We start from the raw sequence: 25,046 nt of genomic DNA on the forward strand, positions 1-25,046 counted from the left end.
GGTCAGCCCTTCCCGAGCTGGAGGGCGGCCTGGTAGGCGGTGGTCGCCCGGTCCAGGGACGCCAGGTTCGCCTGGTAGCCGCGCTGGGCCATGATCAGCTGGGTCATCTGGTCGCCGAGGTCGATGTCCGGGTACCGGACGTAGCCCTCGGCGTCGGCCAGCGGGTGGTCGGGCTCGTGCACGAGCCGGCCCTCGCCGCTGCCGAACTCGGCCCGGGCGATGCGGACGCCGCCCTCGCCGGAGCCGTAGTCCACGGCCTGCGCGACGACCATGCGCTCCCGGAACGCCTCGCCGTCGGTCGAGCTGACCGTGTTGATGTTGGAGATGTTGTCCGAGACGGCGTCCATCCAGCGGCGGTGGACGGACAGTCCGGACCCGGAGATGTCGAGGCTGTCGAACACGTCAGGACGTCCTCAGGGCCGTGCGCAGACCGCTGTACTTGCCGTCGAGCGCGGTGAGCGCGAACTGGTAGCGCAGGCCGGTCTCGGTGGCGATGACCGTCTCGCTGTCGAGGTTGACGTTGTTGCCGTCCTCGCGGGTGGGCTCGAACGAGCGCGCGATCGAGCCGCCGGAGACCGTGGGCGTCCTGCCCTGGCGCAGCTCGGTGCGCAGCGAGGACTCGAAGTCGGTCCGGCCGGCGAGGAAGCCCGGGGTCTGGACGTTGGCGATGTTGTCCGCGGTCACGCGCTGGCGCTGGGCCAGACCGCTCAGCGCCGCGTGCAGCGTCGTCATGGTGACGTCGCTGATCGTCATCGGGTGGACCGCCGGCGGGCAGGACGGCAGGACACGACTGGCCTCCGGGTACGTCGGGGACCCCGGCGCGCGAGCGCAGGGGAGGGGCCGCCGATCCGTGGCGAGAGTGGTGCTGTCCGTGCAGGACCGTTCTCGGCAGCGGTCCGTCACACCTTGACCACGTTCCGTGACTCGCGTGACGGGTGGGACGGATGGCGAGGACGGGCCGGGTGCGCACTCCCGGGGCCCCTGCCGCCTCCCGAGCCGCCTCCCGCCCGCAGGGGACGGGGCCGGCCCGGGGACGACGACGGCCGGGCCCGCCGCGAGGCGGACCCGGCCGGGCCGGTGCGTTGTGGGGTTGTGCCAGTCGGGGTCAGAGGGCCCTGTCGATGAAGGCGGCCACCGGGCGGGGCCGGTAGGCCATCCGGGCGGCGACGTCGCGCTGGCGCTGGGACTGGGTGATCCGCTCGACGAGCTCCTCGGCGACGGCGAGCTGGTGCTGCAGCAGCCGGGCGGCCCGCTCGCGCAGGTCCGTCGGCACCGGGCCGAGCACGCTGGGCGGGGTCCAGTCCTCCATGCGCCGGCCCCAGGCGGCGATCTCCTCGGCGCGGTTGCCGCGGATGGCCCGCTCGGCGTCGAGGACCTCGACCTCCATCTCCTCGAGGACGCCGGCCCACTCCGCGCGGCGCTGCTCGTCCGCGGAGTGCGCCGCGGTCATGCGGTGCCCGCCAGGCTGGCGGCGGCCTGGCGCCAGGCGTCCCGCAGCGGCTCGACGACCTGCAGGCAGGAGGCGATCCGGCCGCTGTCCTGCTTGACCATCGCCTGGTTGAGCTCGGCGATCAGCCAGTTGTAGAGCGCGGCGAGGCGGGGGCCGCCCTCCCAGGCGTCGACCCGCAGGCTGCCGAGCAGCTCGAAGACGATCTCCTGGGCGTGGCGCACCTGCTCGCGGGCGTCGGCGCGCCGGCCCTCGGCCAGCGCCGTCCGGGCGCGCTCGAGGTCCAGGGCCAGGCGGTCGTAGAGCATCACCAGCACCTGCTGCGGCGAGGCGGTGCTCACGGCGTCGCCGAGGTAGCGGGCGCGGAGGGAGGCGGCGGTCATCGGGGGAGCTCCTGGATCGGGGACGGGGGAGCGGGGATCAGGAGAGATCGGGTCAGGCCAGGCCGGCCAGCTGGCCGGCGAGCCAGGTCGACTGCGACTTGAGCGAGCTCAGCGCGGTCTCCATGGCGGTGAACTGCACAGTCAGGGCCTTCTTGCGGGCGGCCAGGCGCAGGTCCCAGTCGGCGATGCGGCCCTTGAGGTCGGTGACGAGGTCGTCGCGGCCCTTGGCCAGCAGCGTGAGCGTGCCGGTCGTCGCGTTCGTCGCCTGCTTGGCTAGCGTCAGCATGCGGGTGGCCACACCGTCGGGGCCTCCGTCGGTGGAGACGCCTGCGAGGACCTCCCTCACCTTCGTGGGGTCAGCCTGCAGCTTGGTGAGGAAGGTGTCCTTGGTGAAGGACACCTTCCCGTCGCGGGTGAGCTGGACGCCGAAGGTCCCGGGGGAGCCGATGGAGCCCACGACGTCGGACACCGCGGTGAGGACCTGATCGGTGAGCCGGCGCAGGTTGCTGTCGCCGCGCAGGGCTGCGGTGGAGTCCGTGCCGTTGGCCGACTGCTTGGCGATCTCGGTCAGCGCGGCGTTGGCGGCGTCGACGAAGGCCTGCACCTTGGCGGCGACGGCGTCGGGGTCGGCCGAGACGTCCACGGTGACCGGGGTGGTGCTCGCAGCGCTGACGGTGAGCGTCCCGCCGGGGATGACGCCGGTGAACGTGTTGGTGGCCGACTCGATCGGCAGGCCGGTGGTGGTGGCCGTGGTCCCGCCGAGGGTGATCTTGCTGTTGGCGCCCTCGCGGAGGGTGGTGAAGGAACCGCCGACGAGGGAGAAGCTGCTGGCCGCGCCGGTCGCCTTCGAGGTGACCTGGAGTGCGTACTCGCCGGGCTTGACCTGCAGGACCGTGGCGTTGAGGCCGTAGTCACCCCTGTTGATGGCGGCCGCGGTGTCGTTCAGGGAGCCGGTGCCGAGATCGGTCACGGGCTTGTCGCCGGCAGCCGTGCGCACGGTGAGGCTCGTGTAGGCGGCGGCGGTGGTGGCCGAGGCCTGCGTCGTGCCCACGACGGTGTGCGCGGCGGCGATCGAGTCGACCCTGAACGTGATCGAGCCGGTCTGCGGCGTGCCGGTGACGGCGACGGCGACGGCGGGGCTGGAGCTGGTCGCCTTGGCGGCGGTCCAGGTGGCGTCCTTGCGGAGGACCTCGGCGGTGGCGCGCAGGGCGTCGATCTTGGTGTTGACCGAACGGTAGGCCTCTGCGGCCTTCTGCGTCTCACTCAGCCGGGTCTTGAGCTGGTTCTGGACGGTGCCCTCGGCCGCGACGAGTTGGGTGATCAGGTTCGTCGTGTCCATGCCCGAGATCAGGCCGTCGACGCTCAGGCTCACCATCGCTGCGTCCTCCAGGGTTGGGGTGCTACGGGTGGGGCGGGTGTGACCCGGCCCAGGTGTGCAGTGAGGGGGGAGGCCGTGGCCTCCCCCCTCACCGGGTGGTGCTTCTCGAGCTGGTCAGCCGCTCAGGCCCCGCGTCAGCGGAGGAGCTGCAGGACGCCCTGCGAGCTCTGGTTGGCCTGGGCCAGCATCGCCGTGCCCGCCTGCGACAGGATCTGCGACCGGGTGAAGGACACCATCTCCTGGGCCATGTCGGTGTCGCGGATGCGGCTCTCCGATGCGGTCAGGTTCTCGACGGTGGCGTTCAGGTTGTTGATCTTGTGCTCGAGGCGGTTCTGGACCGCGCCGAGGTTGGCGCGCTGGGTGGACACCGTCTCGATGGCGGTGGTCACCGCCGCGATGGCCGCGTCGGCCCCGGCCTGGGTCGCGATCGTGCTGGCGTCGACCGCCAGGCCGGCGGAGTCCATGTCGCCGATGGCCACCGCGAGCTTGTCGAGCGCGTTCGCCCCGACCTGGAAGGTCTTGTTGTAGGTGCCGTCCAGCAGCGGGGTGCCGTTGAAGGTGGTCTTGGCGATGTCGTCCAGCTCGGCCTTCAGGGCGGTGAACTCGGCGTTCGCCTTGGTCTTGTCGGTGTTGCTGAGGGCACCGTCGTTGGCCGCCTGCACCGCGAGGTCGCGCATGCGCTGCAGGATCGAGTGCGTCTCGGTGAGAGCGCCCTCAGCGGTCTGGACGACGGAGACGCCGTCCTGCGCGTTGCGGACGGCGACCTTGAGGCCACCGATCTGCGAGCGCAGACCCTCGGAGATCGCCAGGCCGGCCGCGTCGTCGGCGGCCCGGTTGATGCGCAGACCGCTGGAGAGCTTCTCCAGCGACTTGCTCATCGCACCATCGGTCACGTTCAGGTTCCGGTAGGCGTTGAACGCGGCGATGTTGTTGTTGACGCGCAGACCCATGGTGATCCTCCTTGGATGGGGTCTTCCTGGTTCCCGCTGCATCCGTGCTGCGGGCCTTGCAGGTGGTGTTACGGCTGTGATCCACCAGTCCTTGAGGCGAACTGGCGGCTTTTTTTCCGGATCCCTCAGGCGGGGCGGGCCGCGCCGTAGGCCGCCTGCCAGCCCGTGCGGGGGCGGGGGATCGGCAGGGCGGAGCGCTCGGCCGGGACGCGGCCGGCCACCCGCTCGACGTAGAGCCGCTGCTGGTTGCGGGCGCGCACGCCGCCGTCGGCGGGCACCGCCCGGCCCTCCCACACCTCGCTCATCGCCGCGTGCAGCAGGGTCAGCGCGCGGGCGCGCATCTGTGAGACGCGCGAGAGCGTGACGCCGAGGTCGGCGGCGATGTCGGTGAGCGACTCCCCGCCGAAGAAGTTGCGCTCCACGACCTCGTCGAGCCGGTCGGGCAGCGCGCGGATGGCGTCCTGCAGGTAGCGGGCGCGCTCGCCGCGCAGCACCGCCCGCTCGGGGGACTCGCCGGGGTCGGGCAGGTCCAGCGTGCCGCCCTCCGCGCCGGTCTCGGCGTCGATGCTCACCATGACGGCGCGGTGGACGTCGACCTGCAGCGCGTCGAGGTCCTCGCGGCGCACGCCGAGGGCCTCGGCGAGCTCCTCGCGCGTCGGCGGCCGGCCCAGCCGGATGGTCAGCGCGTCGGACGCGGCGTCGGTGCGGCGGGCCGCGGCCCGGACCGAGCGGCTGGCCCAGTCGCCCGAGCGCAGCTCGTCCAGGACCGCGCCCTGCAGGCGGGGGAGGGCGTAGGTGGCGAACGTCGCGCCGGCCGCCGGGTCGAACCGGCGGGCCACCTCGACCAGCGCCACCTTCGCGCAGGACAGCAGGTCCTCCCGGCTCACGTGGCCGGGCAGCGAGATGCGCGAGGCCACCGCGTTGACCGCGAACGAGCACAGGGGGAGGTGCTCGGTGACGAGCGCCTCGACCTCGACCTCCGAGCGCAGGACCTCGGGGCGCAGGGCCTCGGGGCGCGCGGCGTCCGACGGCTGCGGGGGAGCGGAGCGCGCGGGGACCGCGCGGTCGGTCACCGGGGAGCGGGCTGCTGGCACGGTCCCTCTCTCGGCAGGGACCGCACCGTCCCGGACGCACAACTCCTGCCAATCCTGGGAACTCGGCTTGAGGGCCGCTTGCCCGCTGCCGACCGTCTGTCCGCGAAGGCGGGGACACCCGCCGGGAGACGAGGGAGGCGGTGGCGGACGTGGACTTCCAGCACCTGTCGACGCTGCTGTGGCGCGAGCAGGAGCTGCTCGACCTGCTGCTGTTCAAGGCAGAGGAGAAGCAGTACCTGATCCTGTCCGGCAAGACCCGCTGGCTGGCCCGGATCGCGCACGAGATCGAGGTCGTCCTCGACCAGCTGCGCGTCCTCGAGGTCGAGCGGGCCGCCGCCACCGAGGCGATCGCCGTCCGGCTGGGCACCGGGGTCAACCCGTCGCTGCGCCAGCTGGCCGAGGCCGCGCCCGCGCCGTGGAACGACCTGCTGGCCAAGCACCACGAGGCCCTGCTCGTCCTCGTCACCGACCTGCGCAGCCTCTCCGACGCCAACCGCGAGCTCATCGAGGGCGGCCTGTCCGCGATCGGCGACGCGCTGCTGTCGGTCCGCCACCCCACGGCCGGCACCTACGGCGCCACCGGCCGCTCCGAGCACGGGTCCTCCCGCGCGGTCACCCTGGACGGCGCCCTGTGAGCACGTTCTCGGGCCTCAACACGGCGTCGACGGCGCTGTGGGCCGCCCAGCGCGGCCTCGACGTCACCGGCCAGAACATCGCCAACGTCAACACCGCCGGCTACTCCCGCCAGCGCGTGGGCCAGACCGCCATGGGCGGCACCGCCGTCCCGGCGATCCACTCGGTCAGCACCGGCGTGGACGGCGGCGTCGACTCCGACGGGGTCCGCCGCGTCCGCGACGCCTTCCTCGAGGCCCGCGCCCAGCTCGAGACCTCCTCGGGCGCGCAGCTCACCGCGGAGGCCGACGCGCTCTCGCAGATCGAGGACGCGTTCCGCGAGCCCGGCGACACCGGCCTGCAGAGCATGCTGTCCGACGTCTGGGCCGGCTTCTCCGACCTGGCCGACAGCCCGCTCACCCTCGCCTCGCGCAGCCAGGTCCTCGAGCGGCTCGACGTCCTCGCCGACGGCATCCGCACCACCCGGGCCGCGCTGGACCAGCAGTGGGAGCAGACCCGCGACGGCCTGCAGGCCCTCGTCGCCGACGTGAACACCGCGGCCGCCTCGGTCGCCGAGCTCAACGGCGCGATCCGGCAGGCCACCCTGTCCGGTCTGCCGGTCAACGAGCTCTCCGACCGGCGCGACGCGCTGGTCCTGCAGCTGTCGCAGAGCATCGGCGCCACCGCCGTGCCGCGGGCCGACGGGGTCGTCGACGTGACCGTCGGCGGCACCAGCCTGGTCGCCGGCAGCACCGCCACCGCCGTCCGGCTGGCCGGCTCGGACGACGCGGACGGGATCGGCGCCGACGCGCCGCGGCTGGAGACCCACCCCGGCGGGTCGACGCTGCGCGCGGGCGGCACCGCGGCCGGCCGGCTCACCGCCCTGACGCAGACGGTCCCGGCCTACCGCACGCAGCTCGACGAGTTCGCCCGCTCGGTCGCGACGACGTTCAACGCCGCGCACACCGGCGGGTACGACCTCACCGGGGCACCGGGGCAGGCGCTGTTCGGCACCGGCGGGTCCGGCACCGTGGTCACCGCCGCCAACCTCACCCTGCGCCCGCTCACCCCGCAGCAGGTCGCCGCGGCGTCGACCCCGCCGTCGGGGACCGGCGGCTCGCCCTCGGCGGACGGCGACAACGCCGACGCCTTCTTCCAGCTCAGCCTGGACCCCGCCGGCCTGGACGCGGCCTACCGCAGGCTGGTGGTTGCCCTGGGCGTCGAGTCCTCCGTGGCCACGCGCAACGCCGAGGTCCAGTCCGTGGTGTCCGCGCAGGTCGACGCCGCCCGCGAGTCGACCTCCGGCGTCAACCTCGACGAGGAGATGACCAACATGCTCTCCTTCCAGCACGCCTACAACGCCGCCGCGCGCATGGTGAGCGCGATCGACCAGGCGCTGGACACCCTCATCAACCGCACCGGCGTCGTGGGTCGGTGACCGGGATGCGCATCACGCAGCGGGCCGTCGCCCAGACCGCCCTGCAGGGGCTCAACCGCAACCTCGCCGACCTGGGCAAGCTGCAGGAGCAGCTCACCTCCGGCAAGGTCGTCAGCCGCCCCTCGGACTCGCCGACCGCGGTCAACCGGTCCCTGCAGATCCGCAAGGACCAGGCCGCGACGGCCCAGCACGCGCGCAACATCTCCGACGCCCAGAGCTGGATGGAGACGACCGACACCGCGCTGACCTCGATGGTCGCGCAGGTCCGGCGGGTGCGGGACCTGACGGTGCAGGCCGCCAACGACGGCGCCCTGACCGACGCCGGCCGCACCGCGATCGCCGCCGAGGTCTCCGCGCTGCGGGACAGCCTGCTCGGCCTGGCCAACGAGAACGTCGACGGCCGGCCGGTCTTCGGCGGCGCCACGAGCGGCGCCAAGGCGTACCAGGCCGACGGCACCTGGGTCGGCGTGGGCAACGCCGACGGCACCGGCGTCGTCCCGATCAAGCGGCGGATCTCCAACGACGAGCAGGTCCGCATCGACGTCACCGGCGTCGAGGCGTTCGGACCGCCCGGCAGCGACCTGTTCGCCGTCGTCGGGAGGATCGCCGCCGACGTGCAGGCCGGCGTCGCGGTCGACGGCGACCTCGCCGCCCTCGACGGCGCGATCGACCGGCTGCTCACCGCGGCGTCGACCGTCGGCGCCCGCGCCGCCCGGATCGACAACGCCGCACAGGTCAACTCCGACCGGTCGCTGGCGCTGCAGAAGCAGCTCGCCACCGTCGAGGACGTCGACCTGCCGAAGACGATCATGCAGCTGCAGTTCCAGCAGACCGGCTACCAGGCCGCGCTGCAGGCGACCGCCCAGGTCATCCAGCCCTCGCTCGCGGACTTCCTGCGGTGACCCTCGCCCCGGTCGTCACCCTGCCGCTGCTGGGCATGGTGTCCCCGCTGCCCGGCTTCCCCGACTTCCGCGACTACGTGCTCGTCACGGCTGACGGGGACGGGCTGCTGTTCTGGCTGCAGTCCCTGGACGCCGACGGTCCGCGGTTCCTGGCCATCCCCCCGGCCCGGTGGTTCCCGGACTACGCGCCCGTGCTGCCGGCCCCGGTGCTGGCCGACCTGGACCTCGCGGACCCGGCCGACGCCTCGCTGTTCTGCCTGGTCACCGTCCCGGCCGAGGGCCCGGCCGCGGCGACGGCGAACCTGCGCGCCCCGGTCGTGCTCAACCCGGCGAACTGGCGGGCCACCCAGGTCGTGCTCCCCGACGGCCGTCATCCGATCCGGCGTCCCCTGCGCCGATAGAAGAGGGGAGCGGTCCCGCCGCTCGACCCCCGCCCCGCCGGGCGGGGTGCCAGGAGGCCGTCACACACCCATGGAGGGGTACCCGTGCTCACACTGACCCGCAGCGTCGGCGAGACCATCCGCATCGGCGACGACATCGAGGTGCACGTCGTGGAGGTCCGCGGCGGCACCGTCCGGCTGGGCTTCAAGGCCCCGCGCGAGGTGGCCATCCACCGCGAGGAGGTCTACCGGCAGATCGCCGAGGCGAACCTGCTCGCCGCCCAGGTCACCGCGGACACGCTCGGCGCGCTCGCCGCCTTCGCGCCGCCGGCCGCCCCCGCCGCCCCCGCCGCCCCCGAGCGGCCCGGCTCGCCGGAGCGGCCCGCGCGCTGACGACACGCCACGGACGGCGGGCCGGCGGTTCGGCGAAGATCGCCGATGCGACGGCCCGCCGGACCGTGGAGGGCTCCGTCCTGGGCAAGACCTGACGAAGGTCGCCCCGGAGATTGCACAGGGCACGGCGAGTTGTGTGCCGGTCACTGTCCGCTCATGCGCCAGAGTTGCCCCCGAGCACGACACAGGGGGCGATGAGGATGCAGCACAGCGTGATGGCAGGGACCCAGCAGGCCGACGAGACCGTCGTCGTCCACGTCCAGCTGCGGCCGCGCCGCGGGTCCACCCGGCGCTGCCTGGCCGAGCTGGCCGCGCTGGCCGCCGCCCACCCGTCGGTCGCCTTCTCGGTCACCGGGCTCGGCAAGGACGAGCGCGTCGTCCGCGTCACCGTCGGCGTGGAGCTCGGGCCCCGCGAGGCGATCGCCCGCTTCTCGCCGCAGGCGCAGGCCGCCTACGCCTTCGTCAGCGACCTGTTCACGGTCCTGTACGACCACATGCCGGTGTACGCCGCCGAGCCCTCCGCCGCCGAGCGCGCCGCCGCCGAGGTCCTCCTCCGCGCCGACGACGCCGACGTCGAGACCCCGGACGGCGCCCTCGCCCTCGAGCGCGTCCCGGCCTAGCGCCCACCCCTCGCCGACGCCTTCCCCGCGATCGACCAGGAGTCCCCGGTGACCAGCACCTCTCCGTCCGCCGTCCCCACCGCCGACCAGCCGGCCGACGCCGGCGCCCGCGCACCGCTCGTCTTCGGCGGGATCCCCGAGGCCGAGGGCTTCGCGCGGGTCCCGATCACCGCCCGCGACCGGGTGCACTTCCGCGTCGACCGCGACCTGCCGCTGGCCGCGTTCCGCGCCGACCTGCCCGACGGCGTCACGGTCAGCCACGACGAGGGGGAGGGGCTCTACCGGGTCGACGGCCCGTGCGGCCGGGGCCAGGTGCTCGCCGACTGGATCCGCGCCTGGTGCGCGACCCGCGACGTCGCCACCGTGGGCCTGCGCGCGGAGGCCGGCGTCCGCCGCCGCGCGCCGCGGGACCTGCCGCCGGCCTTCCTCGAGGACCTGTGCCGGCACTACCAGCCGGTCAGCCTCAAGCGGCTGCAGCGCAACATGAGCACGATCCGGATGCACCTGCCCGACCCCGACGACCTCGGCCAGCAGGTCGCCGAGTGGATCCTCAAGGCGGTCGGCCAGTACGACGAGACCAAGGGCGTCCCGTTCGGCGCGTTCCTCGCCACCCAGCTGTCCAAGTGGGTGCACGACCTGGGCCGCAACGCCCACGGCCGCACCGCCGCCGACACCGAGAACCGGCAGCAGAAGGCGATCGCCGCCTTCCAGGCCGAGCACCAGCGGCGCCCCAGCGAGCGCGAGCTCGCGGCCTTCATGGGGCAGAGCGTGGCCACGCTGCGGCGCAACTCGCAGACGGTCGCCACCCTCAACGGCCTGCGCAACCTGCAGTCCCTCGACGGCGGCCCGGACGCGGCCGAGGTGCTGCTGCCGGACTCCACCGAGGCGCCCGACCAGATCATGGACGAGGCGGAGCAGACGCTGCTGTCGCACGCGCTGACCGCGGCCTGCGCGCCCGACCCGACCGCCGCGCGCGGCCAGCGGGCCGCGCAGCCCAACGTCCTGGGCTGGGCCACCTGGTACCTGACCACCTGGGGCGGGCAGACCAAGACCCAGGTCTCGGCCGACCTCGGCACCTCGGTGCGCAACATGAACGTGCACGCCGACCGCGTCGAGCGGGCGCTCAAGGACCGGCTCGCCGAGTTGTCCGAGTGACCTCCCGGTAAACGGAACACAAGGGTCCGTCGCCGACGGGTCCATCCGGGCGCGGGCCTGCCGATATCGAGGACGTGACCGCGAGTCCCCGCTGCACCGCCGCCGGGGGACCGCAGACGCCGACGGGTGGAGGGGTGCGGTGAGCGTGCTGCCTGCGGGCGACCCCGCCGTCGTCCTGCTCCCGCACTGGCTCTCCGGTGCCGACCGCGAACTGCTGGCCGGCGTCGTGCGCGCCGCCGTCGAGCGGCCCGATGTCCACCCGGTCGCCGCCGTCCACCTCGCCGACGTCCTCACCGAGCTGCACGTGGCCGCCGCCCGCGACGCCGTCTGGCCCGGCCCCGCCGCCCGCGTCCGCCGCGTGACCGGCTGGGCCGAGGACGTCCTGCCGGTGCGGCTGTCGGCCGCCGAGCTCGACAGCGTCCTCGGCCTGGCCGAGCTGCCGGGCGACCTGCGCGCGACCCTCGGCGGGCGCCGCCCGTGACGCCCGGGCGCCCCGGCCGCGCCGCGTCGGGTCTGCTGCAGCGGCTGCGCCCCGCGCCGGTCGCCGTGGACGACGTCCGCGCCGCCGCCGACGCGGTGCTGCCGGGCCTGGCCACCGGCGGGCTGCGGGCCGCCGTGCTCGCCGACCCCGCCCGCGGGCCGGTGCTGGTCCTCGCCGAGGACGAGCGCCGCGTGCGGGTGCCGCTGCACGACCTCGCCGAGGACATGACCGACGCCGGGGTGGCCCCGACCGCCGACGGCGTCGCCGCCGCGCTCGCCGCCTTCGTCGCCGCCCGCCCGGTCAGCGACGCCGCGGCCGCCGGCGCCGGCGTCGCCGTCCTCGACTGGACCGGCCCCGCGTGCACCGCCGTCGGCTGGCGGGTCGTCGTCCGCCGCGGGGAGCGCACCGTCGCGTGGACGCCGTCGGACCGCGCGGACGCCGCCGCGGTGGCCCGCACCCGCACCGCCGCCACCGCCCGCGCCGCCGAGGCCGGGGGCGTGCTCCGCGTCGAGGGGCCGGTGGCGCTGTGGTCGCACCCCGGCGCGCCGATGCTGGCCACGGCCGCGCTGGCCGATCCCGAGCGGCTGCTCGGGCGGATCGCCGAGGCCGGGCTGCGGGTGGCCGAGCCGCACGTCGTCGTCACGCCGCTGCGGCCGCTGGCGTGCGCCTCCGCGGGCGTGACCGACCGCCTGGCCGGGCTGACCGGCGAGGCGTGCGTGCGCCTGCCCTGGGCCGCCCTGCCCGACCTCCGCTGGCTCCCCTAGCTCCGGGGGAGCAGCGCGCCGAACTCCCAGTGCCAGGGCTCGGGCTTCTCGCCGCCGGGGCGGGCCCAGTCGGGGTTGACGAAGCCGAACTGCCCGGCGTGCTCGGTCATCCACGTCCACTGCGGCGTGCCGGCCACGTTCACCCCGCCGCACAGGTCCACCGCCAGCGCCCAGCCGTGGTTCGACGTCCCCGGCACCGCGGCCAGCGCCGGCTTGCGGCGGAACGCGTCCACCTGCGCGGCCATCGGCCGGTAGGAGTCGGTGATGCACAGCGGGCCGCCGAAGGCCGCCTCGTAGGCCCGGCCCAGCGCGGCGTAGCCGGCCGCGGCGTCGCAGCGCAGCGCGTGGCCCCGGGCGACCGGGCACAGCGCGTCGGCGGGGATCCGGCCGTTGGACCAGCCGCCCCACGCGGGGCTCACCGGCCCGGCCGGCGCCGGGGGAGCGCCGCAGGCCCCGCGGCCGGACGCCGACGGCGGCAGCGGCGCGTTCGGCGTCGCGGGCGCGGGCAGGGTGACCCGGACGGCGCGGGCGTCGCCGGGCATCGAGCGGACGCCGACCTGGTAGGTGGCCGCCGAGGCGCCGAGCACCTCGCCGTCGCCGAGGTAGACGGCGACGTCCGCGCCGCCGTCGGAGACGACCAGGTCGCCGACCTGCAGTTGCGAGGCGGGCACGACGGCCGCCGCGGCCCACTGCTCCGCGGCGCCGGCCGGCAGGTCGTAGCCGGCCAGCAGCCACGCCGCGGCGGTGAGCCCGCCGCAGTCGAAGGCGTCCGGGCCGGTGGCGCCGGCCGCGTACGGCCGGCCCAGCCGGGACAGCGCGCTGCTCACCGCGGCGACGGTCTCCGCCGGCAGCACGGTCACCGGCCGGTTGCCGACGACGGCCCACGCCACGCCGGGGACGGCCTGGCCGGCGGCGTCCAGCGCGGGGGAGAAGCCGTCGGGCAGCGTCGTTGGGTCGGCCAGCTCGGCGGCGGACGGCGGCTCGATCCTCGCCGACGCCAGCTCGGCGAGGTGGGCCTGCCAGCGCTGCAGCGCGGCGGTGTTGCGCTCCTGCTGCGCGCCGGCGGCGGGGACGGTGCCCAGCGCGGCCAGCTGCGCGGAGACGTCGAGGCCGAGGTCGTCCACGGTCGCGCGGACGCCGGCCAGCACGGTGCGGGCCTGCGCGGCGGCGGCGTCGACGGCGTCCTGCGCGGCGGCCACGCGGGCGGCCGCGGCCCGGGCGGCGGCCGCGGCGCGCTCGGCGCGGACGACGGCGGTCTCCCGCTCCCGGGCGGCGCGGTCGGCCAGCGCCTGGCGGTAGAGGACGTCGCCGGTGGTCGCGGGTGCCGCGGCGGACAGGCCGAGGACCGGCATGCGGGTCTGCGCGGAGGCGCGGTAGAGGTCGGCCGCGGCCGAGCCGACGGTGACCTGCGCGGCGGCGGCGGCGGCCCGGGCGGCCTGCTCGGCCTCGACCGCGGCCTGCAGCTCCGCCTGCCGCGTGGCGACCTCGGCCTGCAGCCGGCGGTAGGCGTCGGCGTCCTGCAGCAGGGTGCTGCGGGCGGCCAGGGCCAGGCCCGCCGGGTCGGGAGCCACGGTGGCCGAGCCGGGCGCGGAGGTGGCCGGGGCGAGCAGGACGGTGAGCGCGGGCACGAGCAGCGTGGCCAGGCCGACGACCAGCAGCCGGGTGCGCCAGGGACCGCGCCCGCGCGGCGTCCGGGCGGCGGGCCGGCGGCGGGCGGGCGGCTTCCGGCGCTTCCTGCTCGTCGCGGTGCCGGTGCGGCGCGGGGGAGCCGGGGCGCCGGTGGCGGCGCGGGCGGCCAGCAGGGCGCGCAGCGCCTCGGCCTCGCGGGCGGTGAGCTCACGGCGGGGGGCGGTGCGGCGGGGAGCGGTGCGGGACGGGGCGGCCGTGCGGGCGGGAGCGGGCGTGCGTGGTGCGGGCACGGCGGGGTCCCCCGGGCGGTCTCGATCGGCTGGCCGCGCTCCGGTGCGGAGCGCTCGCCGTCAGATCGACCGCCGGGGGGACCCGGAGGAGGGACGGGAGGGGAGGCGTCACCCCCACGGGGGAGGGGATGCGCCCGACGGGGGGACCGGGCCGGCGCGCCGTGCAGTTCCGCGGAGGTGCACCGTGCGCCTCCGCGGAACTGCACGGAGGGGTCAGCGGTCGGGCGGCCACCACGCGCCGTGCCGCGCCACCAGCGGGATGCGGTGCTCGGCGCCGTCCTCGGTGAGCACGACCAGCTCGACGCCGGTGATCGGCACCGGCCGCTCGTCGTCGTCGCGCAGCAGCCGCCCGGTGGCCAGCGGGATCGGGGGCAGGACCAGCAGGTCCTCGCCGGGCGGCTCGCTGCCCATGGCGGCCCGGGTCAGCGCTCGGCGAGCGGGACGAACGCCCGCTCGGTCTCACCGGTGTAGACCTGCCGCGGGCGGCCGATCTTCGTCGTCGGGTCGGCGATCATCTCCCGCCACTGCGCGATCCAGCCGGGCAGCCGGCCCAGCGCGAACAGCACGGTGAACATCCGGGTCGGGAAGCCCATCGCCCGGTAGATCAGCCCGGTGTAGAAGTCGACGTTCGGGTAGAGCTTGCGCTGGACGAAGTAGTCGTCGGACAGCGCGACCTCCTCCAGCTGGCGGGCGAGGTCGAGCAGCTGGTTGTCCCCACCGAGCTTGTCGAGCACCGTGTCGGCGGTCTTCTTCACGATCGCCGCGCGCGGGTCGTAGTTCTTGTAGACCCGGTGGCCGAAGCCCATGAGTTTGACGCCGGGCTCCTTGTCCTTCACCCGGGCGACGAACCGGCCGATGTCCCCGCCGTCGCGCTGGATCGACTCGAGCATCTCCAGCACCGACTGGTTGGCCCCGCCGTGCAGCGGCCCGAACAGCGCGTTGATGCCGGCCGAGACCGAGGCGAACAGGTTGGCCTGCGACGAGCCGACCAGCCGCACCGTCGACGTCGAGCAGTTCTGCTCGTGGTCGGCGTGCAGGACGAAGAGCATGTCGAGCGCCTTCACCAGGTCGGGGTCCTGCTGGTAGGGCTCGGCGGGGAAGCCGAAGGTCATCCGCAGGAAGTTCTCGACCAGCCCGCAGGAGTTGTCCGGGTAGAGGAAGGGCTGGCCGACCGACTTCTTGTAGGCGTAGGCGGCGATCGTCGGCAGCTTGGCCAGCAGGCGCAGGGTGGAGATCTCCACCTGCTGGGGGTCGAAGGGGTCCAGCGAGTCCTGGTAGAAGGTCGACAGCGCGCTGACCGCCGAGGACAGCACCGGCATCGGGTGCGCGTCCCGCGGGAAGCCGTTGAAGAACATCTTCAGGTCCTCGTGCAGCAGCGTGTGCCGGCGGATCCGCGTGTCGAACGCCGCCAGCTGGTCGGCCGTCGGCAGGTCGCCGTAGATCAGGAGGTAGGTCACCTCCAGGAAGCTGGAGTGCTCGGCGAGCTGGTCGATCGGGTAGCCGCGGTAGCGCAGGACGCCGGCGTCGCCGTCGATGTAGGTGATCGCCGAGGTGCACGAGGCGGTGTTGACGAAGCCGACGTCGAGCGCCACCTGCCCGGTGGTCGTCAACAGCTTGGAGACGTCGAGCCCGGAGGGGCCCTCCGTCGCCGGGACCGTGCGCAGCGGGAGGTCACCCCCCGCGTGTCGCAGGGATACCTCGGGGGTGCTGGCTGTCTCGGTCATGGTGGCCCGACGCTACTGGCGTCGGGCCCCGAGGACGACAGGGACCGTCCCCGTCGGGGTGGGCCGGGTCCCCGGCCCACCCCGGACGGTCAGGGGTGGGTCATCGAGAGGACGTCGAGGGCCTCGTCGAGCTGGGCCTCGGTCAGCTTGCCCTGCTCGACGTAGCTGCGCTCGAGGACCACCTGGCGGATCGTCTTCTGCTCGGCCAGCGACTGCTTGGCGACCTTCGCGGCCTCCTCGTAGCCGATGTACTTGTTCAGCGGCGTCACGATCGACGGCGAGGACTCGGCGTAGGTCCGGCACTGCTCGACGTTGGCGACGATCCCGTCGACGCAGCGGTCGGCCAGGATCCGGCTGACGTTGGCCAGCAGGCGGATCGACTCGAGCACGTTGCGGGCCATGAGCGGCAGCGTCACGTTGAGCTCGAAGACGCCGGTGGTGCCGGCGTAGGTGACCGCGGCGTCGTTGCCGATGACCTGGGCGGCGACCTGGATGACCGCCTCGGGGATCACCGGGTTCACCTTGCCGGGCATGATCGAGCTGCCCGGCTGCAGGTCGGGCAGCTGGATCTCGCCGAGGCCGGTGCGCGGGCCCGAGCCCATCCACCGCAGGTCGTTGGCGATCTTCACCAGGCCGACGGCGATCGTCTTGAGCTGGCCGGAGGCCTCGACGAGCGAGTCCCGGGAGCTCTGCGCCTCGAAGTGGTTGCGCGCCTCGGACAGCGGCAGGTCCAGCTCCTCGGCGAGCGTGTCGATGATCGCGGCCGCGAACCCGGGCGGGGTGTTGATCCCGGTGCCGACGGCGGTGCCGCCCAGCGGCAGCTCGCCGATGCGCGGCAGCGAGGCCTCCAGCCGCTCGACGCCGTACCGGATCGCCGCCGCGTAACCGCCGAACTCCTGGCCGAGGGTGACCGGGGTGGCGTCCATGAGGTGGGTGCGGCCGCTCTTCACGACCTCGGCGAACTCCGTCTCCTTGCGGGTGAGGGAGGACTCGAGGTGGCGCAGGGCCGGGACCAGGTCGCGCACGATCGCCCGGGTGGCGGCCACGTGGATGGCCGAGGGGAAGACGTCGTTGGACGACTGCGAGGCGTTGACGTGGTCGTTCGGGTGCACCGACGTGCCGGCGGCCTCGGTGGCGAGGGTCGCGATGACCTCGTTGGTGTTCATGTTGCTCGACGTTCCCGAGCCGGTCTGGAAGACGTCGATGGGGAAGTGCTCGTCCCACGTGCCCGAGGCGACCTCGGCCGCGGCGGCGGCGATCGCCCGCGCGACCTCGCCGTCGAGGACGCCGAGGTCGGCGTTGACGCGGGCCGCTGCGCCCTTGATGGCGGCCAGGGCGGCGATGAGCTCGCGCTCGATGGGGGTGCCGGAGATGGGGAAGTTCTCGACGGCGCGCTGGGTCTGGGCCCGCCACTTGGCCCACGCGGGGACACGGACCTCCCCCATGGAGTCTCGTTCGATGCGGTGGTCCTGCTCGGTGGCCACGCTGGCTCCCGTGTGGTGTCGGTGGGATCGCTGCTGCACGCGTGACCCTAGAAGGGCCCCGTCCTCCCCACTGCTCGCAGGCTCGGAGTGGGACCCGGGACGGGGCGGCTCCGGGTCCTACGGTGCGGCGACGCCCTCGGCCCGAGGAGGCCCCGTGACCCACCCGCATCCCCCGGACGCGCCCGGCACCGTCCCCGTGGGCGGCTGGACGCCGTGGGGCACCTGGGACCCCACCGCCGGCCGGGCACCCGCCGCCCCGCCGGCGCCCGCGCCGGTCGCGGGACCCGCGCCGGCCTCCCACGTCCTCCCTGCCGCCCTGCTCGCGGGCGGCCTCGCCCTGGGGCTGGTGCTCGCCGCCGTCGTCGGCGCCCTGGTGCTGCGCGGCGCCGTGGACGACGCCGGCCGCGCGGCCGGCGAGGCGGTGGGCGAGGCGGTGGGCGACGCCCTCTACGGCGGCGTTCCCTCCGAGTACGACGACTACGGGACCGGGGGCGGGCTGGGCGAGGTCGAGCAGTCCGAGCCGGTGCCGCCCGGCGTCCTCGGGTCCGACCCGGTCCTCGACGCCCACGCCCAGGGCTGCTTCGACGGCGACCTGCAGGCCTGCGACGACCTGTTCGCCGAGTCGCCGCCGCTGTCGGAGTACGAGGAGTACGCGCTCACCTGCGGCGGCCGCGTGAAGGCGTGGTCGGTGCCGCTGTGCACCGACCTCGACTGACCGGGCCCGTCCGTGACCTGCCGGTGCTGGTCGCCGCCACCCGGCCCACCTAGCCTGACCGGCGCATCTACCTGATCCGAGGAGTCCGCACCATGTCCCAGCCGCCGTATCCGCCGCCGGGCGGCAACGACCCCCAGGGCGAGCAGCCCGGCCAGCAGGGGTGGGGGCAGTCCGACGACCCGACGAGGCAGTTCGGCCAGCCGGCACCCCCCACGTCCCAGTTCCAGCCGGGCCAGTACGGCCAGCCGGGCGAGCGAGACCAGACCTCGCCCTTCCCCCAGCCCGGTCAGCAGCCCTACGGCCAGCCGGGCCAGGACCCGACGCAGCAGTACGGCCAGCAGCCCTACGGCCAGCAGCCCTACGGCCAGCAGCCGTACGGGCAGCCCGGCTACGACCCGAACCAGCAGTACGGCCAGCAGCCCTACGACCCGAACCAGCAGTACGGCCAGCAGCCCTACGACCCGAACCAGCAGTACGGCCAGCCCTACGGACAGTACGGGCAGCCCGGCTACGGCCAGCAGCCCTACGGGCAGCCGGGCTACGGGCAGCCGCAGCAGAAGGGCAACAGGAGGAACGTCGTCGTCGCCTCGGTGATCGCCGGCGTGCTGCTGGTCGCCGCCGCAGCCGTCGGGTTGTTCTTCCTCCTCCGGGACGACGGCAGCTCGACCGTCGCCGACCCGACGCGGACCAGCACCTCCTCGTCCGCGTCCAGCTCGTCGTCCTCGGGCCCGTCCTCCTCGTCCTCGTCGAGCAGCTCCTCGTCGTCGTCCGGCGGGGGCGGCGGCGCGGGCTCGACGTCGGCCCCGGTGCCCCCGCAGGGGCTCGGCTCGGACCCGGACGGCGAGTTCCAGCCGCTGGCCGAGGCCTGCTTCGCCGGTGACTTCCCCGCCTGCGACGAGCTGTGGGTCTCGACGCCGGTCGACTCGGCCTACGAGCAGTACGGGGGCACCTGCGCCGGACGGGCGCCGTACGAGGCCGGCCAGTGCGTGTCGCGGCTCGGTGAGGGCGCGCCGCAGCCGCAGGGCGACCCGGTCCCGCCGCAGGGCCTGGGGGAGGACCCGGACGGCGAGTTCCAGCCGCTGGCCGACGGCTGCTTCGCCGGCGACTGGGTGGCCTGCGACGACCTGTGGGGTTCCTCCCCGTCGGGCTCGCAGTGGGAGCAGTACGCCGGCACCTGCGCCGGCCGGGTGACCTACGAGGTCGCCAACTGCGAGGGCCGGCTCGGCTGACGCCGGTCCCGCGACGCACGACGGCCCCGGGGCGCTCGCCCCGGGGCCGTCGTCGTCCAGTCGTCGTTCACTCGTCCTCGGAGCGGTCGAAGGGCACCGCGGAGTAGGCGCGCAGCTTCTCCAGCGAGTGCAGGCTGTCGATCGAGCGGATGGTGCCCGAGCGCGAGCGCATGACCAGTGACTGCGTGGTGCAGCCGCCGGCCCGGTACTGCACGCCGCGCAGCAGCTCGCCGTCGGTGATGCCGGTGGCCACGAAGAACACGTCGCCGCGCACGAGGTCGTCGATGGTGAGCACGCGGTCGAGGTCGTGGCCGGCGTCGACCGCCTTCTGCCGCTCCTCGTCGTCCTTGGGCCACAGCCGGCCCTGCAGCGCACCGCCCATGCACTTGAGCGCGCAGGCGGCGATGATCCCCTCCGGGGTGCCGCCGATGCCCATCAGCATGTCGACGCCGGTGCCCTCGCGGGCGGCGGCGATCGCGCCGGCGACGTCGCCGTCGGTGATGAACTTGATCCGCGCGCCCGCCTCGCGGACCTCGTGCACGAGCTGGTCGTGCCGCGGCCGGTCGAGGATGCAGACGGTGACGTCCTCCGGTCGGCTCCGCTTGGCCTTCGCGACCCGGCGGATGTTCTCGGCGACCGGCGCGGTGATGTCGACGACGTCGGCGGCGGCGGGGCCGGTGGCGATCTTCTCCATGTAGAAGACGGCCGACGGGTCGTACATGGCGCCGCGGTCGGCGACCGCCATGACGGCGATGGCGTTGGGCATGCCCTTGGCCATCAGGGTGGTGCCGTCGATGGGGTCGACGGCGACGTCGCACTCGGGGCCGTAGCCGTCGCCGACCTGCTCGCCGTTGTAGAGCATCGGCGCCTGGTCCTTCTCGCCCTCGCCGATGACGACGACGCCGCGCATGCTCACCGTGCCGATCAGCGCCCGCATGGCGTCGACGGCGGCGCCGTCGCCGCCGTTCTTGTCGCCGCGGCCGACCCAGCGGCCCGCGGCCATCGCGGCGGCCTCGGTGACGCGCACCAGCTCGAGGGCGAGGTTGCGGTCGGGCGCCGGGCGGTCGGTGCGGAAGGTGCTCTGGCGGGGGGCGGGTGGCACGGGGCCGTCGGGTACGGGCAGGGTCACGTGGCCTCCTAGTCCGGCACCGTTGCCGGTGTCCGCCGCCCGCGACCCGTCCCCGGGGCCGGTCGGGCGCGCGGGGCAGTCCGGGAGCGGGGCGGCGGGGTCGTGGATCGGTGCTGCGATCCTAGGGGCATGACCAGTTCCGGCCCGTCGGGCCAGCAGGCCCCCGAGGAGCAGCCGCCGCCGGCGCCGACCGCCGCGGAGCGCGCGAACCGGATGAGCGCGGCCAACATGCTCCGGTCGCTGCTGCCGCTGGTGGTCATCGTCCTGCTGGTCGCCGGCTGGGTCGCCTTCCGGCAGAGCGGCATCGACCCCGTCCGCCCGATCGACCCGACCAGCAGCGTCCGGCTCGCCGCCGAGCGGGCGTCCTACACCGTCGAGGTGCCCGCCGAGCTGCCCGACGGCTACCGGCCGACCAGCGCGCGCACCGACGCGGCGGACGCCGGTGAGGGGGAGCCGGTGACCCTGGAGATCGGCTACGTGACGCCGTCGGACGAGTACGCGGGCTTCCTCACCACCGACGACCCCGACGCCGACCGGCTGCGCGCCGTCCTCGACGGCGCGCAGGACGACGGCAGCGTCGACCTGGCCGGGCGCACCTGGACCCGGCAGACCAACGGGCGCGGGGAGACCGTGCTGTCGCTGGAGGCCGGGGAGGTGACCACCGTGGTCACCGGCTCGGCCGCCGACGACGAGCTGGAGACCGTCGCCGCCGCCGTCGCGCCGGTCAGCGTCCCCAGCTGAGGCCCGGCGGGGTCAGCCCTCCTGCTCGGCGGGTGTCGCGGCGGCCAGCCGCTCGCGGGCGCGGTCGAGCCAGTGCTGGCACAGCTGCGCGAGCTGCTCGCCGCGCTCCCACAGGCCGAGGGACTCCTCGAGGGTGAGGCCCCCGGCCTCGAGCCGGCGGACCACCTCGGCCAGCTCCTCGCGGGCCTGCTCGTAGGTCTGCGTCGGCTGCTCGGTCGTCGGCTCGCTCACGGCTCCCCATCCTGCCCGTCCACCCGGACGCCCAGCCGCCCACCCGCGACGCGCACCGACAGCCGCTCGCCGTCGGCCACCTCGGCGGGGTCGCGGACCAGGGCGCCGTCGGCCCGCTGCACGAGCGCGTAGCCGCGCTGCAGCGTCGCCTGCGGGGACAGCGCGGCCACCCGCGCGCGGGCGTGGTCGAGGTCGCGCTCGGCGGACTCGACGCGGTGGGTGAGCGTGCGGCGGGCCCGGTCGCGCAGCGCCGCGACGTCGTCGGCCCGGCCGTGCAGCAGCCGCTCGGGGTCGGCGAGCACCGGCCGGCTGCGGACGCTCTCCAGCCACCGCTCGGACTGCTCGAGGCGCACGGTGAGCAGGTGCCGGGCGCGGGCACGCAGCCCGTCGACCAGCCGCCGCTGCTCGCCGATCTCGGGCACCACGCGGTGCGCGGCGTCGGTGGGGGTGGCCGCGCGGACGTCGGCGACGTGGTCGACGAGCGTGGTGTCGGTCTCGTGGCCGACGGCGGTGACCACCGGCGTGCGGCAGGCGGCGATCGCGCGGACCAGGCCCTCGTCGGAGAAGGGCAGCAGGTCCTCGACCGACCCGCCGCCGCGGGCGATGACGATCACCTCGACCTCGGGGTCGCGGTCCAGCCGCTGCAGCCCGTCGATCACCGACGCGGCGGCGTTCACGCCCTGCACCAGGCTGTGGTGGACGGCGAAGCGCACCGCGGGCCAGCGGCGGCGGGCGGTGACCAGCACGTCCCGCTCGGCGGCGGAGTCCTTGCCGGTGACCAGCCCGACGACGGCGGGGGCGAAGGGCAGCGGGCGCTTGCGGGCGGGGTCGAACAGGCCCTCGGCGGTCAGCAGCCGGCGGATCCGCTCGATGCGGGCGAGCAGCTCACCGAGGCCGACGGCGCGGATCTCGGTGGCGCGCAGGGAGAAGGAGCCGCGGGCGATGTAGTAGTCCGGCCGCGCGCGGACGATGACGCGGGCGCCCTCGGTGAGCTCCAGGCCGGGCCGGTCGGCGACGTCGCGGGCGCAGGTGACCGGCACCGAGAGGTCGGCGGCGGGGTCGCGCAGGGTGAGGAACACGGTCGCGGCGCCGCTGCGCCGGTTGAGCTGGGCGACCTGCCCCTCGACCCAGACCTCGCCGAGCCGGCCGATCCACTCGGCGACCTTGCGGGCCACCGTCCGGACCGGCCAGGGCGACTCGGGGGACGAGGGCGCACTCACGGCCCCGAGGGTGCCAGGCGGGACCGACGGCCCCGCCCGGCACCCCGGGGTGGGTCCCCGTCCGCTAGCCGCGGGGCTGCAGCGGGCTGGTCTCGACGGCCTGCTGCTCGAGCTTCTCCAGCCGGTTGCGCAGCATCGTGAGGAACGGAGCCCGCGCCCGGGTGGCCTCCTCGTAGGCGAGCAGGTCCGACACCGTGGCCAGCTGGTAGCCGCGGAGCCGGCCGCGCAGCTGGGCGACGGTGAAGGAGTCGTAGCCCTCGATCGGGGCCGCCCCGGCGGCCTGCGAGCCGGACAGCTCGCTGCCGCCCTGCGCGTCGTCGGTCGGGGCGGCGGAGTCCCCGCCGACGGCGTCGACGGCCGCGCCCTCGGCGATCGCCGCGTCCTCCTCGGCGGTGTCGGCCTCGCCGACGTCGGTGCGCACCCCGGTGGCAGCGGCGACGGTCGTGCCGCCCTCGTCGGTGGCCTCGGCGGCCGGCTCGGGCTCGAGCGTGTCGGTGGCCGCGCCGCTGTCCTCGCCGGGGGCGGGCTCGGCGCCCAGCTCCTCGTCGACGCGGGCGTGCTCCCCGGTGACGACGTCGCTGGCCTCGCCGGTCGCGGTGCCCTGGGTGGCGGCGGCCTGCTCGCCGCCGTCCTCGGGGGCGACGACGCCCTCGTCGGTGACGGTGCCCTCGACCGTGGTGACCCGGCCGTCGGGCGTGATGACGTCGACCTCGGTCGCGGCGTCCTCGGCCGCGGCCGCGTCGGCCTCCGCGTCCTCACCCAGCACGCCGGCCTCGGGGGAGCCGGCGGCGCCGTCGGCGAGGCCGATGCCGGTGTCGGGCACGCCGGAGTCCGCGGCGTCGGGCACCACCGCGTCGTCGGTGCCCACGTCGGGGGCGCCGGCCAGCTCGCCGACCGGGGAGCCGCCCGGGTCGCTCGCGGCCGGGGTGCCCTCGGCCTCGAGCAGCGCGCTCTCCAGGGCGTCCTCGGCGGTCAGCGCGGAGTCGGCGGCGTCGAGCGCGGACGCGGCCTCCTCGGCGCCCAGCACCTCGTCGTTGACGTCCTCGACGGCGGCGACGACCGCGGCGGGGGAGGGCTCCGGGGGCAGCCCGGCGAGCTCGTCGTCGACCAGGCCGGCGGCGTCGGTGTCGACGTCGACCTCCATGACGTCGACCTCGGCGGCGTCACCGACGGTGTCGACGTCGGGGGCGCGGTCGAACGCGGAGTCGCGCAGCACGTCGATCGGCTGCGCCACGAGGGGAGCACCGCCGGCGGCGGCCTCCTCGTCCTCGTCGAAGGTGGCCAGGCCCGGCTCGCGGTCACCGCGCAGCCCGGTGAGCACCTCGTCGCCGCGGGCGACCAGCCCCGACCACTGCTGCTGCAGCTTCATCGCCGCCTGCAGCGCGATGCCGACGATGCGCACCGGCAGGCCCGGCAGCGTCTGCGGGAGGCTGCGGACGTCGTCGAGGACGGTGGCGGCCAGACCGACGGTGGCGCGGATCGGCTCCGGGATCTCACGGGACATGCGCCCAGCCTGCCGCAGCGCGCGGCGAACGGCACAGCGGCCGGGTCCCGGCCCACCCGGTCGGGCGGCGTGCGGCTCGTCACGCTCCCCGCGACGGCCGGGCCGCAGGCCCGGCGCCACCTACCATGGGGTCATGGCTGATCAGCGCGGACGGGTCCTGCTGGCCGATCCCCGGGGCTACTGCGCCGGTGTCGACCGGGCGGTGGTCGCCGTCGAGCGGGCCCTGGAGATCCACGGCGCCCCGGTGTACGTCCGCAAGCAGATCGTCCACAACAAGCACGTGGTGGCCACCCTCGAGCGGCGCGGCGCGGTGTTCGTCGACGAGACCGACGAGGTGCCCGAGGGCGCGGTCGTCGTCTTCAGTGCCCACGGCGTCTCGCCGGCCGTGCACGAGGAGGCGGCCGCCCGCAACCTGCGCACCATCGACGCCACCTGCCCGCTTGTGAGCAAGGTGCACCAGGAGGCCAAGCGGTTCGCCAAGGAGGACTACGATATCCTCCTCATCGGCCACCGCGGGCACGAGGAGGTCGAGGGCACCTCCGGCGAGGCCCCCGAGCACATCCAGCTCGTCGACGGCGCCGACGACGTCGCGAACGTGCAGGTCCGCGACCCCGAGCGGGTCGTGTGGCTGTCGCAGACGACGCTGTCGGTCGACGAGACGCTCGCGACCGTCGACCAGCTCCGGACCCGGTTCCCCGGGCTGCAGTCCCCGCCGAGCGACGACATCTGCTACGCCACGCAGAACCGGCAGCAGGCGGTCAAGCAGATGGCCGGCGAGTGCGACCTGGTGATCGTCGTCGGCTCGACCAACTCGTCGAACTCGGTGCGGCTGGTGGAGGTGGCGCTGGAGGCCGGCGCCCGCGCCGCGTACCTGGTCGACTACGCCGCCGAGATCGACCCGGCGTGGCTGGAGGGCGTCGGCACCGTCGGCGTCACCAGCGGCGCGTCGGTGCCCGAGGTGCTGGTCGGCGAGGTGCTCGACCTCCTGGCCGAGCGCGGCTACCCCGACGTCGAGACGGTGAAGGCGGCCGAGGAGCGGCTGGTGTTCGCGCTGCCGCACGAGCTGCGGCCCAAGCGCGGCGAGACCGCCCGGCCCGTCCGCTAGGACCCCGGGACGCAGCGAGCCCCCTCCCGGCCGGGAGGGGGCTCGCTG

At 75.2% G+C, this 25,046-nt stretch carries 28 protein-coding genes; 13 read left to right on the forward strand and 15 right to left on the reverse strand.

Annotated features, from left to right (window positions below):
- Positions 1-2 precede the first annotated feature (2 nt).
- From ACI79L_RS11650 to ACI79L_RS11680, 7 genes are all read right to left on the reverse strand, one after another.
- The gene (locus tag ACI79L_RS11650; RefSeq protein ID WP_456936943.1) at positions 3-401 is read right to left on the reverse strand and encodes a flagellar basal body rod protein FlgC; all 399 of its coding nucleotides are present in this window, start codon (positions 399-401) and stop codon (positions 3-5) included.
- Position 402: 1 nt separating this feature from the next.
- Positions 403-753 carry a flagellar basal body rod protein FlgB gene (locus tag ACI79L_RS11655; RefSeq protein ID WP_456926415.1) on the reverse strand — a complete coding sequence of 117 codons (351 nt, stop codon included), beginning with the start codon at positions 751-753 and terminating at the stop codon, positions 403-405.
- Between the two features lie 352 nt (positions 754-1,105).
- The gene (locus tag ACI79L_RS11660) at positions 1,106-1,450 is read right to left on the reverse strand and encodes a hypothetical protein (RefSeq protein WP_456936944.1); all 345 of its coding nucleotides are present in this window, start codon (positions 1,448-1,450) and stop codon (positions 1,106-1,108) included.
- Positions 1,447-1,830, reverse strand: coding sequence for a flagellar export chaperone FliS (fliS, locus tag ACI79L_RS11665; protein ID WP_456936945.1), 384 nt, complete (start codon positions 1,828-1,830; stop codon positions 1,447-1,449). The genes ACI79L_RS11660 and fliS overlap by 4 nt, the downstream gene beginning before the upstream one ends.
- Positions 1,831-1,882: 52 nt before the next feature.
- Positions 1,883-3,205 carry a flagellar filament capping protein FliD gene (gene fliD / locus ACI79L_RS11670; protein ID WP_456936946.1) on the reverse strand — a complete coding sequence of 441 codons (1,323 nt, stop codon included), beginning with the start codon at positions 3,203-3,205 and terminating at the stop codon, positions 1,883-1,885.
- A gap of 137 nt (positions 3,206-3,342) precedes the next feature.
- Positions 3,343-4,158: a flagellin N-terminal helical domain-containing protein gene (locus ACI79L_RS11675; RefSeq protein WP_456936947.1), complete on the reverse strand. Its 816-nt coding sequence runs from the start codon at positions 4,156-4,158 to the stop codon at positions 3,343-3,345.
- A 125-nt stretch (positions 4,159-4,283) separates the two neighbouring features.
- Complete coding sequence (locus tag ACI79L_RS11680; RefSeq protein WP_456936948.1) at positions 4,284-5,252, reverse strand: sigma-70 family RNA polymerase sigma factor; 969 nt, start codon at positions 5,250-5,252, stop codon at positions 4,284-4,286.
- 140 nt (positions 5,253-5,392) lie between these two features.
- On the opposite strand from ACI79L_RS11680, the gene ACI79L_RS11685 reads away from it, so the two are divergent.
- The 9 genes from ACI79L_RS11685 (at position 5,393) to ACI79L_RS11725 (ending at position 11,997) form a co-directional block, all read left to right on the forward strand.
- Positions 5,393-5,887, forward strand: coding sequence for a flagellar protein FlgN (locus ACI79L_RS11685; RefSeq protein ID WP_456936949.1), 495 nt, complete (start codon positions 5,393-5,395; stop codon positions 5,885-5,887).
- Positions 5,884-7,302 (forward strand): flagellar hook-associated protein FlgK, encoded by a 1,419-nt coding sequence (flgK, locus tag ACI79L_RS11690; RefSeq protein WP_456936950.1) that lies wholly within the window; start codon positions 5,884-5,886, stop codon positions 7,300-7,302. Before ACI79L_RS11685 ends, flgK begins: the two co-directional genes overlap by 4 nt.
- Positions 7,303-7,307: 5 nt before the next feature.
- On the forward strand, positions 7,308-8,204 hold the full coding sequence (gene flgL / locus ACI79L_RS11695; RefSeq protein WP_456936951.1) for a flagellar hook-associated protein FlgL: 897 nt from the start codon (positions 7,308-7,310) through the stop codon (positions 8,202-8,204).
- Positions 8,201-8,605, forward strand: a complete 405-nt coding sequence (fliW, locus tag ACI79L_RS11700) for a flagellar assembly protein FliW (protein ID WP_456936952.1) — start codon at positions 8,201-8,203, stop codon at positions 8,603-8,605. Before flgL ends, fliW begins: the two co-directional genes overlap by 4 nt.
- Positions 8,606-8,689: 84 nt before the next feature.
- Positions 8,690-8,977, forward strand: a complete 288-nt coding sequence (csrA, locus tag ACI79L_RS11705) for a carbon storage regulator CsrA (protein WP_456936953.1) — start codon at positions 8,690-8,692, stop codon at positions 8,975-8,977.
- 215 nt (positions 8,978-9,192) lie between these two features.
- Positions 9,193-9,597, forward strand: coding sequence for a hypothetical protein (locus ACI79L_RS11710; protein ID WP_456936970.1), 405 nt, complete (start codon positions 9,193-9,195; stop codon positions 9,595-9,597).
- A gap of 48 nt (positions 9,598-9,645) precedes the next feature.
- On the forward strand, positions 9,646-10,752 hold the full coding sequence (locus ACI79L_RS11715; protein ID WP_456936954.1) for a flagellar biosynthesis protein FliA: 1,107 nt from the start codon (positions 9,646-9,648) through the stop codon (positions 10,750-10,752).
- A gap of 139 nt (positions 10,753-10,891) precedes the next feature.
- Positions 10,892-11,233, forward strand: a complete 342-nt coding sequence (locus tag ACI79L_RS11720; RefSeq protein ID WP_456936955.1) for a hypothetical protein — start codon at positions 10,892-10,894, stop codon at positions 11,231-11,233.
- Positions 11,230-11,997, forward strand: coding sequence for a hypothetical protein (locus tag ACI79L_RS11725; protein WP_456936956.1), 768 nt, complete (start codon positions 11,230-11,232; stop codon positions 11,995-11,997). Before ACI79L_RS11720 ends, ACI79L_RS11725 begins: the two co-directional genes overlap by 4 nt.
- Here ACI79L_RS11725 and ACI79L_RS11730 read toward each other — a convergent pair.
- From ACI79L_RS11730 to ACI79L_RS11745, 4 genes are all read right to left on the reverse strand, one after another.
- Entirely contained in the window at positions 11,994-13,916 is a 1,923-nt protein-coding gene (locus ACI79L_RS11730; RefSeq protein WP_456936957.1) for an NlpC/P60 family protein, read from the reverse strand. The two genes, ACI79L_RS11725 and ACI79L_RS11730, sit on opposite strands and share 4 nt — an antisense overlap.
- A gap of 213 nt (positions 13,917-14,129) precedes the next feature.
- Positions 14,130-14,327: a hypothetical protein gene (locus ACI79L_RS11735; RefSeq protein WP_456936958.1), complete on the reverse strand. Its 198-nt coding sequence runs from the start codon at positions 14,325-14,327 to the stop codon at positions 14,130-14,132.
- An 11-nt stretch (positions 14,328-14,338) separates the two neighbouring features.
- Positions 14,339-15,640: a citrate synthase gene (locus ACI79L_RS11740; protein ID WP_456936959.1), complete on the reverse strand. Its 1,302-nt coding sequence runs from the start codon at positions 15,638-15,640 to the stop codon at positions 14,339-14,341.
- A gap of 89 nt (positions 15,641-15,729) precedes the next feature.
- Positions 15,730-17,124 carry a class II fumarate hydratase gene (locus ACI79L_RS11745; RefSeq protein ID WP_456936960.1) on the reverse strand — a complete coding sequence of 465 codons (1,395 nt, stop codon included), beginning with the start codon at positions 17,122-17,124 and terminating at the stop codon, positions 15,730-15,732.
- Positions 17,125-17,278: 154 nt separating this feature from the next.
- Between ACI79L_RS11745 and ACI79L_RS11750 the strand changes: the two genes are divergently transcribed.
- Both ACI79L_RS11750 and ACI79L_RS11755 read left to right on the forward strand, forming a co-directional pair.
- The gene (locus ACI79L_RS11750; protein WP_456936961.1) at positions 17,279-17,839 is read left to right on the forward strand and encodes a hypothetical protein; all 561 of its coding nucleotides are present in this window, start codon (positions 17,279-17,281) and stop codon (positions 17,837-17,839) included.
- A gap of 92 nt (positions 17,840-17,931) precedes the next feature.
- A complete protein-coding gene (locus ACI79L_RS11755) occupies positions 17,932-19,068 on the forward strand; it encodes a hypothetical protein (RefSeq protein WP_456936962.1) in 1,137 nt (378 codons plus the stop codon).
- A 67-nt stretch (positions 19,069-19,135) separates the two neighbouring features.
- On the opposite strand, the gene glpX is transcribed toward ACI79L_RS11755, so the two are convergent.
- Complete coding sequence (gene glpX, locus ACI79L_RS11760) at positions 19,136-20,197, reverse strand: class II fructose-bisphosphatase (protein ID WP_456936963.1); 1,062 nt, start codon at positions 20,195-20,197, stop codon at positions 19,136-19,138.
- 129 nt (positions 20,198-20,326) lie between these two features.
- Here glpX and ACI79L_RS11765 point away from each other — a divergent pair, with 129 nt between their 5' ends.
- Complete coding sequence (locus ACI79L_RS11765; RefSeq protein WP_456936964.1) at positions 20,327-20,938, forward strand: DUF4245 domain-containing protein; 612 nt, start codon at positions 20,327-20,329, stop codon at positions 20,936-20,938.
- 12 nt (positions 20,939-20,950) lie between these two features.
- Here ACI79L_RS11765 and ACI79L_RS11770 read toward each other — a convergent pair whose 3' ends face one another.
- From ACI79L_RS11770 to ACI79L_RS11780, 3 genes are all read right to left on the reverse strand, one after another.
- Entirely contained in the window at positions 20,951-21,169 is a 219-nt protein-coding gene (locus tag ACI79L_RS11770; protein ID WP_456936965.1) for an exodeoxyribonuclease VII small subunit, read from the reverse strand.
- Positions 21,166-22,389, reverse strand: coding sequence for an exodeoxyribonuclease VII large subunit (gene xseA / locus ACI79L_RS11775; protein WP_456936966.1), 1,224 nt, complete (start codon positions 22,387-22,389; stop codon positions 21,166-21,168). The genes ACI79L_RS11770 and xseA overlap by 4 nt, the downstream gene beginning before the upstream one ends.
- Positions 22,390-22,453: 64 nt before the next feature.
- Positions 22,454-23,893, reverse strand: a complete 1,440-nt coding sequence (locus ACI79L_RS11780; RefSeq protein ID WP_456936967.1) for a hypothetical protein — start codon at positions 23,891-23,893, stop codon at positions 22,454-22,456.
- Between the two features lie 133 nt (positions 23,894-24,026).
- Here ACI79L_RS11780 and ACI79L_RS11785 point away from each other — a divergent pair, with 133 nt between their 5' ends.
- A complete protein-coding gene (locus ACI79L_RS11785) occupies positions 24,027-24,998 on the forward strand; it encodes a 4-hydroxy-3-methylbut-2-enyl diphosphate reductase (protein WP_456936968.1) in 972 nt (323 codons plus the stop codon).
- The last annotated feature ends 48 nt before the right edge of the window (positions 24,999-25,046 follow it).

The sequence above is a fragment of the Geodermatophilus sp. SYSU D00684 genome, from assembly GCF_054050455.1.

Coding starts and splice junctions, on each gene's coding strand:
- ACI79L_RS11755 (WP_456936962.1), top strand. CDS start 17,932: ATGTCCCAGCCGCCGTATCCGCCGCCGGGCGGCAACGACCCCCAGGGC.
- fliS (WP_456936945.1), bottom strand. CDS start 1,830: ATGACCGCCGCCTCCCTCCGCGCCCGCTACCTCGGCGACGCCGTGAGC.
- ACI79L_RS11780 (WP_456936967.1), bottom strand. CDS start 23,893: ATGTCCCGTGAGATCCCGGAGCCGATCCGCGCCACCGTCGGTCTGGCC.
- ACI79L_RS11675 (WP_456936947.1), bottom strand. CDS start 4,158: ATGGGTCTGCGCGTCAACAACAACATCGCCGCGTTCAACGCCTACCGG.
- ACI79L_RS11740 (WP_456936959.1), bottom strand. CDS start 15,640: ATGACCGAGACAGCCAGCACCCCCGAGGTATCCCTGCGACACGCGGGG.
- ACI79L_RS11655 (WP_456926415.1), bottom strand. CDS start 753: ATGACGATCAGCGACGTCACCATGACGACGCTGCACGCGGCGCTGAGC.
- ACI79L_RS11785 (WP_456936968.1), top strand. CDS start 24,027: ATGGCTGATCAGCGCGGACGGGTCCTGCTGGCCGATCCCCGGGGCTAC.
- fliD (WP_456936946.1), bottom strand. CDS start 3,205: ATGGTGAGCCTGAGCGTCGACGGCCTGATCTCGGGCATGGACACGACG.
- flgL (WP_456936951.1), top strand. CDS start 7,308: ATGCGCATCACGCAGCGGGCCGTCGCCCAGACCGCCCTGCAGGGGCTC.
- ACI79L_RS11735 (WP_456936958.1), bottom strand. CDS start 14,327: ATGGGCAGCGAGCCGCCCGGCGAGGACCTGCTGGTCCTGCCCCCGATC.
- ACI79L_RS11765 (WP_456936964.1), top strand. CDS start 20,327: ATGACCAGTTCCGGCCCGTCGGGCCAGCAGGCCCCCGAGGAGCAGCCG.
- ACI79L_RS11660 (WP_456936944.1), bottom strand. CDS start 1,450: ATGACCGCGGCGCACTCCGCGGACGAGCAGCGCCGCGCGGAGTGGGCC.
- ACI79L_RS11710 (WP_456936970.1), top strand. CDS start 9,193: ATGGCAGGGACCCAGCAGGCCGACGAGACCGTCGTCGTCCACGTCCAG.